15 protein-coding genes are annotated in these 15445 nt (G+C 53.7%); 4 read left to right on the forward strand and 11 right to left on the reverse strand.

The annotated features are described in order from the left end of the window. From ACR0EV_RS22590 to ACR0EV_RS22605, 4 genes are all read left to right on the forward strand, one after another. A complete protein-coding gene (locus ACR0EV_RS22590) occupies nt 1–492 on the forward strand; it encodes a nuclear transport factor 2 family protein (protein WP_480802152.1) in 492 nt (163 codons plus the stop codon). Beyond that, nucleotides 489–1229, forward strand: a complete 741-nt coding sequence (locus ACR0EV_RS22595; RefSeq protein ID WP_480802153.1) for an SDR family oxidoreductase — start codon at nt 489–491, stop codon at nt 1227–1229. Before ACR0EV_RS22590 ends, ACR0EV_RS22595 begins: the two co-directional genes overlap by 4 nt. A 347-nt stretch (nt 1230–1576) precedes the next feature. Then, nucleotides 1577–2029 carry a (2Fe-2S)-binding protein gene (locus ACR0EV_RS22600; protein WP_480802154.1) on the forward strand — a complete coding sequence of 151 codons (453 nt, stop codon included), beginning with the start codon at nt 1577–1579 and terminating at the stop codon, nt 2027–2029. A gap of 4 nt (nt 2030–2033) precedes the next feature. After that, entirely contained in the window at nt 2034–4184 is a 2151-nt protein-coding gene (locus tag ACR0EV_RS22605; protein ID WP_480802155.1) for a xanthine dehydrogenase family protein molybdopterin-binding subunit, read from the forward strand. 530 nt (nt 4185–4714) lie between these two features. Here ACR0EV_RS22605 and ACR0EV_RS22610 read toward each other — a convergent pair. The 11 genes from ACR0EV_RS22610 to ACR0EV_RS22660 form a co-directional block, all read right to left on the reverse strand. Further along, nucleotides 4715–6391 (reverse strand): GMC family oxidoreductase, encoded by a 1677-nt coding sequence (locus tag ACR0EV_RS22610; protein ID WP_480802156.1) that lies wholly within the window; start codon nt 6389–6391, stop codon nt 4715–4717. Nucleotides 6392–6530: 139 nt separating this feature from the next. Beyond that, complete coding sequence (gene maiA / locus ACR0EV_RS22615) at nt 6531–7175, reverse strand: maleylacetoacetate isomerase (RefSeq protein WP_480802225.1); 645 nt, start codon at nt 7173–7175, stop codon at nt 6531–6533. A gap of 4 nt (nt 7176–7179) precedes the next feature. After that, a complete protein-coding gene (locus ACR0EV_RS22620) occupies nt 7180–7875 on the reverse strand; it encodes a fumarylacetoacetate hydrolase family protein (RefSeq protein WP_480802157.1) in 696 nt (231 codons plus the stop codon). A 10-nt stretch (nt 7876–7885) separates the two neighbouring features. Next, nucleotides 7886–8935, reverse strand: coding sequence for a gentisate 1,2-dioxygenase (gene gtdA, locus ACR0EV_RS22625; RefSeq protein WP_480802158.1), 1050 nt, complete (start codon nt 8933–8935; stop codon nt 7886–7888). An 18-nt stretch (nt 8936–8953) separates the two neighbouring features. Next, nucleotides 8954–9445: a cupin domain-containing protein gene (locus ACR0EV_RS22630; RefSeq protein WP_480802159.1), complete on the reverse strand. Its 492-nt coding sequence runs from the start codon at nt 9443–9445 to the stop codon at nt 8954–8956. Further along, nucleotides 9442–10596: a CaiB/BaiF CoA transferase family protein gene (locus tag ACR0EV_RS22635; RefSeq protein WP_480802160.1), complete on the reverse strand. Its 1155-nt coding sequence runs from the start codon at nt 10594–10596 to the stop codon at nt 9442–9444. Before ACR0EV_RS22635 ends, ACR0EV_RS22630 begins: the two co-directional genes overlap by 4 nt. A gap of 11 nt (nt 10597–10607) precedes the next feature. Further along, complete coding sequence (locus tag ACR0EV_RS22640) at nt 10608–11462, reverse strand: SDR family NAD(P)-dependent oxidoreductase (protein ID WP_480802161.1); 855 nt, start codon at nt 11460–11462, stop codon at nt 10608–10610. A 13-nt stretch (nt 11463–11475) separates the two neighbouring features. Next, the gene (locus ACR0EV_RS22645; protein ID WP_480802162.1) at nt 11476–12786 is read right to left on the reverse strand and encodes a TRAP transporter large permease; all 1311 of its coding nucleotides are present in this window, start codon (nt 12784–12786) and stop codon (nt 11476–11478) included. After that, nucleotides 12779–13357 (reverse strand): TRAP transporter small permease, encoded by a 579-nt coding sequence (locus ACR0EV_RS22650; protein WP_480802163.1) that lies wholly within the window; start codon nt 13355–13357, stop codon nt 12779–12781. Before ACR0EV_RS22650 ends, ACR0EV_RS22645 begins: the two co-directional genes overlap by 8 nt. After that, on the reverse strand, nt 13357–14202 hold the full coding sequence (locus ACR0EV_RS22655; protein ID WP_480802164.1) for a p-hydroxycinnamoyl CoA hydratase/lyase: 846 nt from the start codon (nt 14200–14202) through the stop codon (nt 13357–13359). The genes ACR0EV_RS22650 and ACR0EV_RS22655 overlap by 1 nt, the downstream gene beginning before the upstream one ends. A 29-nt stretch (nt 14203–14231) precedes the next feature. Further along, nucleotides 14232–15353, reverse strand: a complete 1122-nt coding sequence (locus tag ACR0EV_RS22660) for a zinc-dependent alcohol dehydrogenase (protein WP_480802165.1) — start codon at nt 15351–15353, stop codon at nt 14232–14234. Nucleotides 15354–15445 lie beyond the last annotated feature (92 nt).

The following is a 15445-nucleotide window of genomic DNA, read 5'->3' on the forward strand; positions in this document are numbered from 1 at the left end:
ATGTCGGATGTCACTCGAAGACTGGCCGACCTGCTGGACCGCGATGAGATCGGTCGTCTTCTGACCACTTACGCCTTCGCGCTCGATGCGAAAGATTGGCAGCTTTATCGCTCGATCTTCGCCGATGAGATCGAGATGGATTTTTCCGCGTCCATCGGCGAAGGCGGCCCGGTTGTCATGAAAGCCGACGACTGGGTTGAAGGCGCGCGGCCCTTCTTCGAGAGCTTGGACGCGACCCAGCATATTGCGATTGCACAACAGATCACGCTTGATGGCGACAGTGCCTATGCAGTGTCGAGTCTTCATGCGCAGCACTACGGTCCAAACGCACAGGGCGATCCGGTCCAGAAGATGATCGGTCGCTATGAGAATTGGCTGGTGCGTCTGCCCGATGTGGGATGGCGCATTCGCAAAATCACCCAACACATTCACTGGAACGAGGGCAATTGGCAGGTCTTCGTCAACGCGGCAAACGCGGGAGAAAGACTATGACACAGGAACAAAAGATTGCCTTGGTTACTGGCGCAAGCGGCGGCATTGGCAGCGCAATGGCGAGGCGCCTGGCATCAGAAGGGTACCATGTTGCTGTGCACTACAATGGCTCCGCCTCGAAGGCAGCGGACGTCGTTGCTGCTATCACGGCAGAGGAAGGCCATGCTGCGGCCATCCAGGCCGATCTGTCTTCGGTGGCGTCCATCTCCGCCCTGTTCGATGCAGTGATTGCTCAGTTCGGACGCCTCGACGTCTTCGTGAACAATGTCGGGGTCCCAGCAGCAGGCGTGCCGATTGCAGAGGCAGAAGAAAGCACTTTCGACAAGGTCTTCGCGGTGAATGCGAAGGGCGCGTATTTCGCACTCAAGGAGGCGTCACGTCATCTTCAGGATCAGGGCCGGATCATCAATATCTCGTCCAGCACGACCTACTTTCCGTCTCCAGGTCTCTCAATCTACTCAGCAAGCAAAGCGGTGATGCAGATGTACACCGAGGTTTTGGCTCAAGAGCTTGGTGAGAAAGGTATCACCGTAAACACGGTTGTGCCAGGACCGACGGTTCCAGGCATGTTTGACTGGGCACCGGATGAGTTCAAAGCACATGCAGCAAGTCTGTCGCCCTTTAATCGGTTGGGCGCACCGGCTGACATCGCTGGGGTTGTAGCCTTCCTTGCAAGCGAGGATGCAAGATGGATTACCGGGCAGCATTTACTCGTGAATGGCGGCGCGACCATTTAGGTCATTGCCGTTTGGGTTCTGCGGATGATCGGGGGGGACGCTCACCTCCCGGACCGTGCAATTTGTCTGCGGTACTGGTTTCTGGCGGACAGTGGTCGAGTAATTTAGGTGTCCTTTGCTAGTTGCGGAGGATGACCCGCCTCGGACCGGCTTCACGCGAGCGGCGTCGTCCGGCAGGCCCATCTAGCTGGCGCTGCGTTTGATCCTGGGCTTGTGCCAAGAGAACTGGTCGGCGTCTCATCGCATGATCCCAAATTCGCGCAGTGGATTGACAGCTTTTGCTCAACCCAGTATGAATCGATTTTAATATTATTGATCTGAATATATCTTGTGGAAAGGAAACGAAGATGTCGCGGTTCGAATTGAACGGAAAAGCAGCCAACCTCGACTCGGATCCGGACAAACCGCTGCTCTGGGCGCTCCGCGAGGAGCTCGGGATGACAGGTACGAAGTTTGGTTGCGGCATTGGTATGTGCGGAGCATGCACGGTGCACGTTGACGGCGTCGCGGTTCGATCGTGCCAAACCGCGGTGCAAGATGTCGAGGGCGCTTCCGTGACGACCATTGAGGGACTGTCGGAGACCGGCGAACATCCGACACAACTCGCTTGGATCGCCAAGCAAGTCCCTCAGTGCGGATATTGCCAGTCTGGAATGCTTATGGCCGTATCTTCCTTGCTGGCCGAAAACCCGCAGCCGACGGACGCGGATATCGACGCGGCAATCACGAATATTTGTCGCTGCGGAACTTATCCACGGATCCGCCAGGCAATCCATCAGGCAGCAGAGATGAAAGGTTGAACCGATGAATAAGCAAATTGCATCTCTGACCAGACGGAACTTCCTGGCGAGTTCAGCATCTCTGGCGGCTGGGCTGACAATCGGAACGGTCTTGCCCACGCGGTCACTGCACGCGCGCACCAACGCGCCGGGCTCAACAGAAATCAACGCGTGGGTTCACATCGATAGCGATGGGCAAATCACGATAATCGCACCAAACGCAGAGATGGGCCAGGGCGTCTTTACATCGATGCCAGCTTTGGTCGCAGAAGAACTCGAAGTTTCATTGGAAGACATTCTGATTAAACATGCGCATGTCGATGCACGGTTTGTGAACACCGCACTCGGAGTTCAAGGTACGGGTGCAAGCACGTCTATCAGATACGGTTTTGACCCTCTTCGAATGGCTGGGGCGACGGCCCGGGAAATGCTGAGACAGGCGGCGGCGGCGGCGTGGGATTGTGATATTGCCGAGTGTCAGGCAAGTGACGGATGGATTCAAAATACCGAAGATGGAAGAACGCTCTCCTATGGTGAGTTGGCTGTTGCTGCTTCCGAACTGCCTGCCCCTAAGGACGTAGCTCTGAAAGAACCGGCTGACTGGAGGATACTCGGCACCGCATTCGCTCGGAGCGATATTCCCGCGAAAACAAAAGGAACGGCAGAATTCGGCATCGACGTAAAGGTCGATGACATGCGCTATGGCGCTGTCACGATCTGCCCGCATTTCGGCGGCACGTTGAAGAACGTTGACACGAGTGCCGCCGAGACTGTCCCCGGCGTGTTGAGCGTGATCCCGCTTGAGGATGCAGTGATTGTCGTGGCTGACAGTTACTGGGTGGCAAAGAATGCGCTGGACGCGCTTGAGCCGGAATGGGAGGTCTCGAACCTCGAGAATAGTTCCTCGTCGGAAGTCAGGAACGCTCTCCTGGAGGCGGTGGCTCAAGGCGGAAGTGTTGCGGCCGACCGCGGGGAAGTGTCCTCCGCGCTCGGGAATGCTTCGCAGGTGATCGAAGCGACTTATGATGTTCCGTATCTTGCGCACGCCACGATGGAGCCGATGAATGCCACTGCGCACGTAAGGGATGATGGCGTCGATATCTGGGCTCCCACCCAAGGTCCCTGGTTGGTTCAGTTTGTCGCCTCAAACGTTCTGCAAGTTGACCCAGAATCGATAGATGTTCACACGACATTTCTCGGCGGAGGGTTTGGGCGGCGCTACGAAGTCGATTTCATCGTCTATGCGGTTCTGGCATCTAAGGTATCAAGCGTTCCCGTGAAATTGATCTACTCCCGGGAAGACGACGTCGCCCATGACTTTTATCGGCCTGCGGCCGCTGGCCGGATTGTTGGTGGGCTAGACTCCGATGGCAACCTGACAGCAATGCAGGTCAATCTGGCGTGCCAGTCAGTCATGAGCAGAGTGTTCCCGGACTACGTTCGAAACGGGATCGATCCCATTTCTGTCGAGGGCGCCTCGGACATTCCGTTTGAGATCCCCGATTTCCGGGTGGAGTACGCGATTGTGGAAAGCCCGATCCCGGCGGGTTTTTGGCGGAGCGTGGGCCACAGCCAGAACGCGTTCTTTGTTCAGAGCTTCATGGATGAAGTGGCCGCCGAAAACGGCACGGACCCGGTTGAAACGCAAATTTCCCTGCTGCCCGACACTCGGCATCAGCATGTTGCCCGGCGTGCAGCGGAGCTGATCGGATGGGACACTCAGCCCATCGAAGGCAGGTCGCGCGGATTTGCTCTGCATGAGTCTTTCGGCTCGATTGTCGCGGAGGCCTTCGAAATTTCGGTCACTCCTGAAAAGGAAGTCACCATTCACAAGATTGCCTGTGTCGTTGATTGTGGAACCGTCATCAATCCGGATACTGTCAGAGCACAAATGGAAGGCGGGATCGTGTACGGCATCACCGCCGCATTTTATGGCCGGATCGATATCGAAGACGGCGTCGTAAGACAGTCGAATTTCCACGACTACGAAATGATGACAATGGCACAGATGCCAGAGATCGTCGTGGAGATTGTCGAAAGTTCGAATGTGCCGGGAGGGGTCGGAGAACCATCGACGCCGCCTGTTGCTCCTGCGTTGGCAAACGCGATATTTCGGGCCACTGGTGAGAGAGTCCGGAGTTTGCCACTCTCAAACAATGGGTACAAGCTTCCATAAGTTGAACTCCAATCAGAACGAGACGGCGCCTTCTGGCGCGGTTTTCACGGAACGCGCCTGTCCTTCCGCCATTAGATCTCGGTTCATGGGATTGCCCTACCTGGCAGCTGTCTACTTCTTGCCATTTTGACGTGACATCCGCCCTTTGAACCTGTGCGATCTCGGATGCTGGGCGGTACTGGTCGTCGTCGCAGGGTCACATGCGGTGGGAAATTTGTACGAGCGCCCTTTGGCCCGTGAATACGGCGGCCCTGGAGCCAAAATGTCTAGACTTGCGCGACATTTTCCGCGAGTCCGTGAAGACGTCCGGCCCCAGCACCAAGCACCCAGAAGAGAAACGTACTCGGAAGCGTCTCTCTCGGCTCGAGCCCGCATTGTCGACAGGCGATCCCGCTTCGCATTGCTGTGCATCATAGGCCGATAAGCGCCTCGAGCCACCCATCGACTTCGCTCAACATCTAAGCGCAAAGCCACGCTAGCAGGATGTTCTCCTAGCTCAAACCGCCTCGGTCTAAGGGCTAGGAAGGTGGCTACCCCTCGGATATTACCATTCCGGCCGCCTTCTCTCCAATCATTGTAACGGCCGCGTTGATTGCGACAGAGGGAATGGTCGGGATGACGGACGCGTCGGCAATGCGCAGCTTCTCTACGCCCCTGACCCTCAAATCTGACCCAACTACTGCGTCCGCGCCGCTGCCCATACGGCAGGTTCCAACGTAATGATGGAAAGAATCCAGAGCGCTTCTGACGAAGTCTTCGAGTTCGGTTCGGGACTTAACAGCCGCTCCCGGCAGGAATTCACCAGCTATGAAAGGAGCAAAATCGCTAGAAGCAAAGAGTTCGCGAGCTCTCATGACAGCTTCGACAAGGGTATTCAAGTCTTCGGCGTTGGTGAGGTAACCTGGGTCGATCAGGGGTCGAGAGAGTGGATCGGAGCTGCTGAGCCGTAGAGTACCCCTGCTTTTGGGCCGCATGGCCGCGGGCATAATGGTGATAGCAGGGTTTTCGGGTTGGGTCAGGTGCGGCACTACATACGGCGCAGTGATCATGATCAGCCCTAGATCCGGACGACCCTGCGCTAGTGAACTTTCAGAAAAAACAACCGCTTCAGCGTGATTGTACTCTGATACCGGCAAGTCTCCGGCGTAGGTTGCCACAACCCCGCCAACAACCGGGTGATCGTGTAAGTTCTCACCGACACCAGGTAGCTCAACGAGCACATCGATCCCGTGCTCGCTCAGGTGATCGGCCGGACCGATACCCGATTGCATCAGTACATGCGGCGATTGGATGGCTCCAGCGGAGAGGATCACCTCGTTGCGCGCAGCCACGCTGACTTCCGACTGCCCGTCCAGCAAAGTCACGCCGTCACACCGTCCGTCTACAATATTCAGTTTTTTGACGACGGCTTCGGTTACGACGCTGAGGTTCTCCGTTTCCGGGTGGAGATACGCTGTCGCACTGCTTTGACGGCGACCACTCTTGATGGCCAATTGGGAAAGCGCGACACCCTCAATTCGCCCGGCGTTGATATCTTGAATCGAGTTGTAACCAGCCGACAAGGCAGCGTCGAAGAACGCTCGCGAAGCGGGGTGCAGGTTCTCTGGCAAACTCACATGAAGAGGCCCGCCTTCCCCTCTGAGTTCCGAGGCGCCGCCGGCGTAGTCCTCCAGCTTTTTGAAGAACGGTAGTACATCTTGCCAACCCCATCCATCCAATCCCGCGTCTCTCCAATCATCGAAATCGCGTTCCGTGCCGCGTGTAAACACCATTGCGTTAATGGAACTCGAACCACCAAGCACCTTTCCGCTAGGCCAATAGTGAGTGCGGTTCTCGGTTTGCGCCTGTGGTGTGGTCTGGTAGATCCAGTCGTTATCCGTGCCCCAAGTTGCCGGCCAGGCAGGGGGAATATGTATCGCTTCCAGGTTATCGGTTGAACCGGCCTCAACCAAAAGCACGCTCCCGATGTTGGCTTCCGCCAGGCGCATGGCAATTGCGCATCCGGCGGACCCGGCGCCGACAACCACGTAGTCATATTCTCTCGCTAAGCCGCCCTGTGCTCGAGCATAGCCGATTGGAGTTGTTGCCAGCGCCAGATTGATGAACGCGGTCGTTCCGCCCAATGCAGTGGCTTGCCTCAGAAATTGCCTGCGCGAAAGCTGGCCATTCCACATGCGCTTGCGAATATCATTTAGTCTCAGGTTCATTTTTCGGTCCTCTCAAACGAGATTGCGTTTTTACGATTGAACAAGCTTTTCTATCGACAGCGGCGGGTTCTGTTGCTCTCCTGGCCTGGCAGTCCCGCTTGGACGTGAACTGCAGTGACAACCAGGACTGTAGGACCCGCTATGTGGCATCCGGCTGAAGCGGCGGTGCTGCTGATTTGAAGGCGGGCAGTTCGTCGAGCGCTGCGAAAATTCGAGTGATGTTTGGCAGACTTTCCGTGTTCACTTCGAATCGACGATTGTTCCAGATTTGCGCATAAAGGCATATGTCAGCCATACTTGGCTGATCGCCAACGCAAAATGTTCCCGTTACATCGCTCTCTTCAAGCGTCGCCTCCAAAGCGCGTAAGGTCGTTTCGGCCCAGTGCGTGAACCATTTCTTCTGATCATCCTCGTCTGCCGAGAACGCTTCGTTGATGTATCCCAATACGCGCAGATTGTTCAAAGGATGGATCTCGCAAGCGATCATGTATGAAAGTGCGCGGACTCGCGCTCTGTCATCAGGATTCGCGGGCAATAAAGGCCGCTCAGGATATAGTTCCTCTAACCATTCAATAATGGCCAACGATTGAGTCAGAAAACTCCCATCCGGTCGTTCAAGCGTGGGTACCAATCCTGATGGGTTCATTTTTAGGTATTCGTGAGTTCGAGTCTGACCTTCGCGCAGCACGTATGGCACGTACTCGAACGGCACATCCTTAATGTTCAACGCAATTCGAACCCGCGTCGACGTTGAGGACCTGAAGAAGTTATGCAGCCTCAACACTTGACTATTCCTTTGGTCCAATTTGTGTCTTCAGCGAGCCTAGTCCCTCTATGGTGACAACACACAGGTCTCCAACCTGCAAGGGACCTACTCCAGCTGGAGTACCAGTCATTACAATGTCGCCAGGCTTAAGCGTCATAGTGTGTGACAGTATTGAGATGATTTCGGGAACTGACCAAATCAGTTCTTTCAAGTCGGCATCTTGCTTTGTCTGTCCGTTTACCGTCAGCTGAATCCGACCAGAAGAAAGATGTCCGACTTCAGACACCGGATGAATGGGCGCAATGACAGCGGAACGGTCAAAAGCTTTTCCCCAATCCCATGGTCGGCCTTTTTCCCTCGCCTCCAGCTGTAGATCGCGGCGCGTTAAGTCGTTTCCAACAGCATATCCCCAAACATAATCGAGCGCGTTTTCTTTCGGGATGTTTTTACCTCCCACTCCGATAACGACGACGAGTTCTGCTTCGTAGTGAAAATTCGAAGTGTCGGGTGGATAAGCGACTGTCTCACCATCCAGAACGACGGCGTCTGCCGGTTTGGTAAAGAAGAATGGTGGGTCTCTTTCTGGATCTTTTCCCATCTCCTTTGCATGTGCAGCATAGTTGCGACCAACGCAAAAAATTCGCCTCACGGGAAGCCTGCTGTCAGAGCCTGCGACAACGAGAGTTGAAGGGGGTTCAGGGGGAAATACATAGGTCATCTAATTATCCTTAATTTTTGCCGCGATCCTGGCGGAACAGACCGAGTTTTTCCTGTGCAACACGATCTGAATAGCTGAACAGAACTGTTTCCTCATCAGCTTCATGGCTCACCCATTTCCAAGAAGGCACGACGAAGATATCCTTTGGTTTCCAGTGGAAAATCTCGCCATCGATTGTTGTACGGCCGGTGCCTTCCACGACAACGAATACAGTTGCGTCAGTTGAACGGTAAGCGGAAGTTTTGAATACCTTCGGTAATAGCTGGAGGAATGGTGCGATAGTTGGCATGGCATATCCACCGTCCACAGGATTGACATATCTCATTTTCAGGCCATGACAGGGATCCCACTCCAACTGATGTTTCATCTTCTCCAGAGCGCTTCGAGAACGGTCGTAAGGGTAATTGAAAATCGGAGAGGCAGGTCCAGATGCTTCGTAATCGACAGGTAACATATTGCTTCCATATCGAGCGAGACTATCGCCCTCGTTTCGATCTATCGTTTGTTCGTCCCGATCATGGCTTTCCGCAAAGGAAGCATCGAAATGTGACACAATTGGAATGTCCAATCCGTCAAGCCAAATCATTGGTTCACTGGTACTATTTCCGTGGTCGTGCCACGCACGAGGGGGTGTGATAACGAAGTCGCCGAAGTTCATTTTGGTTCGCTCACCATTTACAGCTGTATGAGCACCTGCGCCGTCCAGCACGAACCTCAACGCGGATTGGCTGTGTCGGTGAGCCGGAGCAACTTCCCCAGGATTTACGAGCTGCAAACCCGCGTACAGGGAGGTTGTCACTTTCGAAGTGCCGCGCAGTCCTGGGTTCTCCAATATGAGCACACGACGCTCCGCCTCTTTCGCGGTAATTAGGTCTCCGGCTTCGTAGAGGTAGCGCTTCGCGGCCTCAAAATCCCAAAGATGAGCCACGCAGTCGCTCTTTGGTTCCGCCGTAATAATATTGCTCATGACGGTCCAGAGCGGTGTATACGCGTCTTGACCAATCTTTTCATAAAATGCGGTGCGCTCCGCATTCTCTTTAGGCTTCTCAGTTAGTGACATCGGAATACTCCTTCCTAGTCAGTCATTCGGGGACTGTGCATCGAGGATAAAAAATGCCAGCCGGCACGGTTTCTCTGAAGTTACAAGCCAGGCATGTGGTGTTGCGGTTTGGACTACCGTGTCACCCGCCTTCAGGGTGACAAACTGCTCTGTGTCGATGTACATCCTGATTTCACCTGAGATAACGATTCCGAAGTCCAAGGTCGGTGTCGTGTGCATTAACCTCGCAATCGTGGCAGGCAAAACATCTGGAGCGGTCTCTGTAGCAGCCAATGGAGAGAACTCGACTACCCGAAGGACACCACCGCCCTTTGGTGGTCCAAATGAATCGAAACCGATCGCTGGATCTTCGTCCGAAGATGGAACTGCTGGAACCTGATCGAAGGCCCAGATCACAGCGGACTGTGTGCCAAACTCGGAACGCTCGACGACGTTTTGTGCCGGACCATCGCTCACGATTGTGGCGCTTCCATCACCCTGGAAGCCAGTGTGAATGCGTCTTACTTTCATGGCCAATCTCCTCCTTCCTGAAGTGCCCCCCTGATTTCTTCCCCGTGCTCATCGAGGGTCGGGGGCGCCTTCGCATCGGGCGAGTCGCGTAGCCCGCCGAATGTGACCGGCCGCCTGATTTGTGTGATCTTTCCTTCAGTCGGATGGTCTACTTCAAAAAATGTTTTCAGGTGCTCGACCTGTGGGTCCTTGATCACATCGTCGAGAGAATTGATGGGAGCAAACGGAACGTCCGCAGCTTCGAGTTTCCCCATCCAATGCTCTCTTGAATGATTAGAAGCGGCATTCTGCAGTTCTTCTCTCAACTGCTCATAGCCATCGATGCGCTTCTGACGCTCATCAAAGCGATCGTCTGTGGCCAGTTCTTCGATCCCGAATGCGCTCAAGGCTCCGAGCCAGAATTTGTCAGGGATAGACATGTGCACGGCAAGCAGTTTCGCATCCGAGCATTTCAGCGCATAGGATTGCGAGGCGCGAACGCGGCTATATGGGTCCGGCTGGATCCCGGCAAAAGTAAGGTTTGCAAATGGGTCGGGAATGAATGCAACCGCGCTTTCAAGCATGTTGACTTCCACATGCGCACCGAAGCCAGTTTTTTCCCTTCGATAGAGCGCGCTCAATATTCCATAAGCGGCATTCATACCTGTGACATTATCAGCGATCGTCGGCCCGGTTATCACCGGATTGTCAGGATCAACGAATAGCCCTGTAATCCCCGCGATGGACTGCCCTACCGCATCATACGCGGGCCTGTCCTTGTATGGACCCGAACTTCCGAAACCCGTTATCGAACAGAAGATTATGCTGTCGTTGATCTGCGCTACCTGTGAATAGCTCAACCCGAGCCGACGCATTACACCGGGCCGAAAGTTCTCAATCAGGACATCCGCTTTCTCAAGGAGCTTGATGAGTGTCTGTTTGCCCTCCTCGCTACGCAGGTCGAGAGCCACACTCCGCTTGTTCCTGTTGTAAGCGATAAAATTTCCGCTGTAGGTGCCGCCCCTAAAGTTTCGAAACGGATCGCCACCTTTAGGGTTCTCAACCTTGACAACATCTGCTCCCATATCAGCGAGCATTTGACCAGCAAGAGGCCCGGTAATCATTGTCGTTAATTCAACGACACGAACATCCTCTAAAGGTTTTATGGGCATTGCTCTTCCTTTCAAACTTTGGTGTCGGAACCTGGCCAGATCGTTTGGCCTTCAGATAACGGCCAACCGGCCGAGGCAGCAGCCTTCGCGAAATCAATCGGTTTCTCGCCATTTGCGCACCATTTTGCGGCAACAAAACGCTTGCCTGACGTTTCGGCACCCTGGTCCGATGCAAGCCACATCATCGGCGCCGACATCACACTGGGTGAAATTAGATTCTCTCGTGAAGCAACGGACGCATCTGGAACCATTCTGGTATCGGCAGGACCACCGGGAACAACGACATTCGCGGTAACTCCGGTTCCATCAAGGTCCTTCGCGATAATGGCAGTCATTGCTTCCATGGCAGCTTTGGAGGGGCCATAGGGCGCATAGCCGCGCCGTGTCATCGTATCAAGGCTGGTAGTAACGTTGATTATTCTACCCCACTGACGCCTCAACATCCCTCGAACGAGAACCTTCATAAGCAAGTAAGACGCCGTTACGTTTACGGAAAATATTCGCTGCCATATCTCGAGATCGACATCCCACAAATCCACTGGATTGGTAATGAAATCTGCCCTGATTTGATCCTGGCCAATTCCAGCATTGTTCACCAAAATATCAACATCGACACTCTGGCCATGCAGTATTGTGAGCAGGCTTTTTGCAAACAGAGGATCTGACAAATCAGCTGGAACAATTAGTACCTTTCCGCCTGCATGTGATCTCTGTAGATCTGATAGGCTATCAGTATCACGATCGACGGCCACGAGTGTCGCGCCTAGCTCAAGAAAGGATTCTGCAACTGCTCGCCCAAGTCCATGTGCGGCCCCGGTTACAAGAACTGTTTTTTCGGACAGGGATTTGTATAGCGGAGATGACATTTGTAGTGCTCCTTCAGTTTATCAGGTTGGGCAAGAAAGTGACTATCGGCGGAAAGAGCGCCATGATCGCCATGCCAATCAAACTCAATCCGACGAACACCCAAGAAGCACTGAACAGTTGACCCAGCGTCAAGTCTGGCGCGGATGCCTTAAGTGCGAAGATGATGTAACCAAACGGTGGAGTGATGCCGCCAACGGTTAGATTCACCAAGAATATCAGCCAAAACCAGACTGGATCAAAACCAAGAACCTCAATGATCGGGCGGTAAATTGGCATTATTATCAGCATTAGGCCGATTTGGTCGATGAACATGCAAAGAAAGAATGGGATCGCCATCAAGATCAGAAACATGACCCAAACGGGAGCATCAAATCCTTCTACGAGCGAAGTAATTTGCAGGGTGGCACCCGTAATCGCCAACAGTTGTGTGAGCATAACAGCGCTTGCGACGATAAGGAGAATTACCGCTGACAGGAGGGCGGCGCTTGTAAAGGACTGATAGACCATTTTTAAAGTCAGGCCGCGATATAGAGCCGCCGTAATAAAGGCTCCGACGACTCCAGTCGCAGCCGACTCTGTGGGAGTGGCTATTCCCAAGACGATCAGACCCATGACCAGGAATATTGTAAGTGAAAAAGGTGCGATGCTAAGGAGCGCCAATCCCTTTTGTCTCCAGGAGAACCCTTCTCCGAAGTCTTGCGGTTGAGATTCCTCCGGATTCTGCCAGACCCGAAGGAAACAGTAACCAATGTACAACGTCGCCAGTAGGAAGCCTGGTATAACTCCTGCAATAAGCAAGTCAGTAATAGAGACATCAGCAAGCGTGCCAATCAAAATAGCCAAAATACTTGGGGGGATAATTGGTGCAAGACATGCGCCCCCAAGAATGGTGCCAATCGACAGTTTCGGGTCGCTTCCTCTAGAAAGCATTGAAGGTAGCAGCGACCTCCCCAGCATTGCGGCTACAGCGATCCCAGAGCCCGACAACATACCAAAAGCGGTGGACAGTGATATCGACAAAACGTATTGGCGGCCGGGAACGCGCCCAACTAAGGTGTCGAGCGCGTTCATTAATCTTTGCATGCTGCCCGACCGAAAAAGCACCTCTCCCAACAGAATGAATAGTGGGACAGCACCAAGCGAGCCGCTCGTCACAGTTTCATAGACGCTGTTGACAACCATGATCTGACCTGATGACCCAAGCACCATGGTTGTTCCCAACAGTACAGCAGAAAGAAAGGCTGCAAATATAGGGGCGCCAATCATGAAAAGAATGGCAATTGTGCCCAATGCGACCGTCGGAATTACCCACCACTCAAACATGACCTGACCCTTCCGGTTCGCTGTCCAAAACACTGATCATGGGAGAACTGGCGCCGATATTCAGGGCGGAACGCGCCAAATACACCGCCGCGTTAGCAAATCCAAAAGTTATGAAACCAGAGATCCACCAGCGTGGAATAGGATGATATTGTTCAGTCAGTACACCTCGACTGAATTGCACCAGATTTCCGTTGAAACTCATCCATGTAAACCAGGCGACAACTCCAGCGCTCACCAGAAGCGCGAACTTAGTTAGGAGTCCTCCCACACGCGGCATCGTATCCGAAATCACCGTTACAGAGATGTGACTAGAGGAACGTGTCGCATGCGGAACAGCCAAAAAAACCATGACGCAAAGTAAATTAGAAAATGTGTCGTTGGCCCAAGTCGTTGGAAGATTTGCAAAATAACGCAAAACAACTTCAATACAAAAAATCGAAGTCATGGTAAATAGAACCAGCCCTGAAAGCAGGAACATGACATCGGTTAAAAGGTCTTGCAGCCATAACACCGTCCCGACCGGGCCGCCGGCATGACTTGGCTTCGCCGAATTTTCTTTCGTGCCGGACATCATTCAGAGTCTTTGCTCTGCGAAGGCACGGTTTTTTCATGCGCTTCAAGGCCTGGCCGGAACTTCTTGCCAAGAAAGTCGCCAATCCCTTCTTTTCGGAAAGCATCCCCTTGGCGCTGGACGTGCCAGGCTTCCATTGCAGTTGAGTAACTCATGGCGGCATCCCACTCCATGTTGAGAGAGAACCTGTACGTGTCCTTTACGGCCCTCAGTGCGGAGCTGTCCTTGGAGGCAAGTTCCGATGCGAGCTCAGATACATTGGAAACCAACTCCTCAGCCGAAACGGAATAATTGATAAGCCCGATATCTGCGGCCACCTTCCCGTCAAACGGATTGCCTGTCAGGGCGTAGAACATGTAGTCGCGCGGCCTCAACAAACGTCCTAGCGCCTTGGATACGCTTCCGCCGGGGAACATCTTGTAATTGATTTCTGACAGGCCGAACTTCGCATCGTCCGAGGCAATTGCCAGATCACAGCTTTCCACAATGGTCATGGCACCGCCGAAGCAATAGCCATTGATCATTGCGATCGTCGGCTTCGGGAAATGTTGTATCGTGCGCCCCCGCCATTCGGCGGCCAGGCGTGTTATCCGTTCGTATTCGCGTGGGTCCTCCTTGAGGTCTTGGAAGTACTCTTTGAGATCCATGCCCGCGCAGAACGAGTTGCCGGCACCTGTGAAGACGACGACTCCAACGTCGTCCCGCGTCCGGAGATCCTCCAGAAGCTCCGTCATTTCGACGTGCATGACAGGATTCATGGCGTTCTTCTTTTCCGGACGGTTGAGCGTGATAGTGGCGACGCCGTCTGCTACGTCTAAGAGGAGTGTCGTGTAAGTGGTGGTCATTTGTTCTTCCTCAGTCCGTGGCTTTAATTTCAGGAGATCTTCGGGGGATGAAGCGAAACACAGATGGCTTCCAAGTCGGGAATTTCGCCTCCAACCATCCTGAGTGCGTGATCCGCTTCCTCTAACGATACTTCGTGGGTTTTCAGCAATTCGAATGCCTTGGGGTCGCGACACAAGATATCGATCGCTCTCGCGTAGGCGTCAGTGCTTTGGGTGAATGCACCCATCAGCTTGATTTCGCGGTATATTACCTGGTCCGTGTCAATGGGCGGCAGCTTGTCACCGCCCTTGATGCCGGCCAATACGACCCGTCCTGTCGGGCGGGTCGCGCGAATTGCATCATTTATCGGGCCTGCAGCAGACGGTGTTACATCGAGTGACACGTCTACTCCCCTATTGCTCGTAATTTGCATAACGCGCTCGACGGTGTCTTCCTCGTCCACGACAATCGTGTGGGTAGCACCGAGCTTTTTTGCGACTTCAAGCTTGAATGCCGATCTGCGTGTGCCGGTAATTATGATCGTAGATACCCCCGCAGCTTTTAGCGCCACAACGGCACCAAGACCGCGTTGCCCGCATCCGAGAACAAGCGCCGTGTCAGAGTAACGCGTTTCCGGTATATCCACTGCCCAACGTATTCCCGAGGCAATTAGCTGATACATTGTGGATATCTTCGATGGCAGTGCATCGGGCAATTTGTGCAATCTCGTTCGCTCATGCAAATGGATGTACTGGCCATATCCACCCCATAGACCATGTCCAAATGACTTGGGCAGATATCCATAAACTGGAGCAGCGATATCGGGCGCCAAAGTTTTGCAAAGATGCCTATCACCTTGATTGCAAACTTCACACCTACCGCAGGTCAAATGAGGTTCGAGTGCTACGCGGTCACCCGCCCTCACACCCCATAACTGACTGGCCTCATCGCCAATTTCCTCAATGATTCCGACCGGTTCGTGGCCTGGAATCACCGGGTATGTTGCGAGTCCCTTCTTCGCGAAGTTCCCACGATACTGCTCGACATCGCTTCCACAAAGACCACAGGCCTCCACCCGGAGCAGACCCTCAAAAGCGCGAACTCTTGGAATTTCGACTTCTTCCAGTTCCAGGCGCCGGTCCGCTACTTGTACCATTGAGATCGATTTCATCGTTTGCTACTCCGTTTGAGACCAAGGCCTACCTTGCAGCTCAACTGGATCGAGCTGGTATTGAATGGCGGGGTGACAGTGCCACCCCGCAA

The organism is Ruegeria sp. CF8 (assembly GCF_056537285.1).

What these genes read in the sequence shown, in the direction of transcription:
- ACR0EV_RS22590 (WP_480802152.1), top strand. Translation starts at nt 1, where the DNA reads ATGTCGGATGTCACTCGAAGACTGGCCGACCTGCTGGACCGCGATGAG.
- ACR0EV_RS22595 (WP_480802153.1), top strand. Translation starts at nt 489, where the DNA reads ATGACACAGGAACAAAAGATTGCCTTGGTTACTGGCGCAAGCGGCGGC.
- ACR0EV_RS22600 (WP_480802154.1), top strand. Translation starts at nt 1,577, where the DNA reads ATGTCGCGGTTCGAATTGAACGGAAAAGCAGCCAACCTCGACTCGGAT.
- ACR0EV_RS22605 (WP_480802155.1), top strand. Translation starts at nt 2,034, where the DNA reads ATGAATAAGCAAATTGCATCTCTGACCAGACGGAACTTCCTGGCGAGT.
- ACR0EV_RS22610 (WP_480802156.1), bottom strand. Translation starts at nt 6,391, where the DNA reads ATGAACCTGAGACTAAATGATATTCGCAAGCGCATGTGGAATGGCCAG.
- ACR0EV_RS22620 (WP_480802157.1), bottom strand. Translation starts at nt 7,875, where the DNA reads ATGACCTATGTATTTCCCCCTGAACCCCCTTCAACTCTCGTTGTCGCA.
- gtdA (WP_480802158.1), bottom strand. Translation starts at nt 8,935, where the DNA reads ATGTCACTAACTGAGAAGCCTAAAGAGAATGCGGAGCGCACCGCATTT.
- ACR0EV_RS22630 (WP_480802159.1), bottom strand. Translation starts at nt 9,445, where the DNA reads ATGAAAGTAAGACGCATTCACACTGGCTTCCAGGGTGATGGAAGCGCC.
- ACR0EV_RS22635 (WP_480802160.1), bottom strand. Translation starts at nt 10,596, where the DNA reads ATGCCCATAAAACCTTTAGAGGATGTTCGTGTCGTTGAATTAACGACA.
- ACR0EV_RS22640 (WP_480802161.1), bottom strand. Translation starts at nt 11,462, where the DNA reads ATGTCATCTCCGCTATACAAATCCCTGTCCGAAAAAACAGTTCTTGTA.
- ACR0EV_RS22645 (WP_480802162.1), bottom strand. Translation starts at nt 12,786, where the DNA reads ATGTTTGAGTGGTGGGTAATTCCGACGGTCGCATTGGGCACAATTGCC.
- ACR0EV_RS22650 (WP_480802163.1), bottom strand. Translation starts at nt 13,357, where the DNA reads ATGTCCGGCACGAAAGAAAATTCGGCGAAGCCAAGTCATGCCGGCGGC.
- ACR0EV_RS22655 (WP_480802164.1), bottom strand. Translation starts at nt 14,202, where the DNA reads ATGACCACCACTTACACGACACTCCTCTTAGACGTAGCAGACGGCGTC.
- ACR0EV_RS22660 (WP_480802165.1), bottom strand. Translation starts at nt 15,353, where the DNA reads ATGAAATCGATCTCAATGGTACAAGTAGCGGACCGGCGCCTGGAACTG.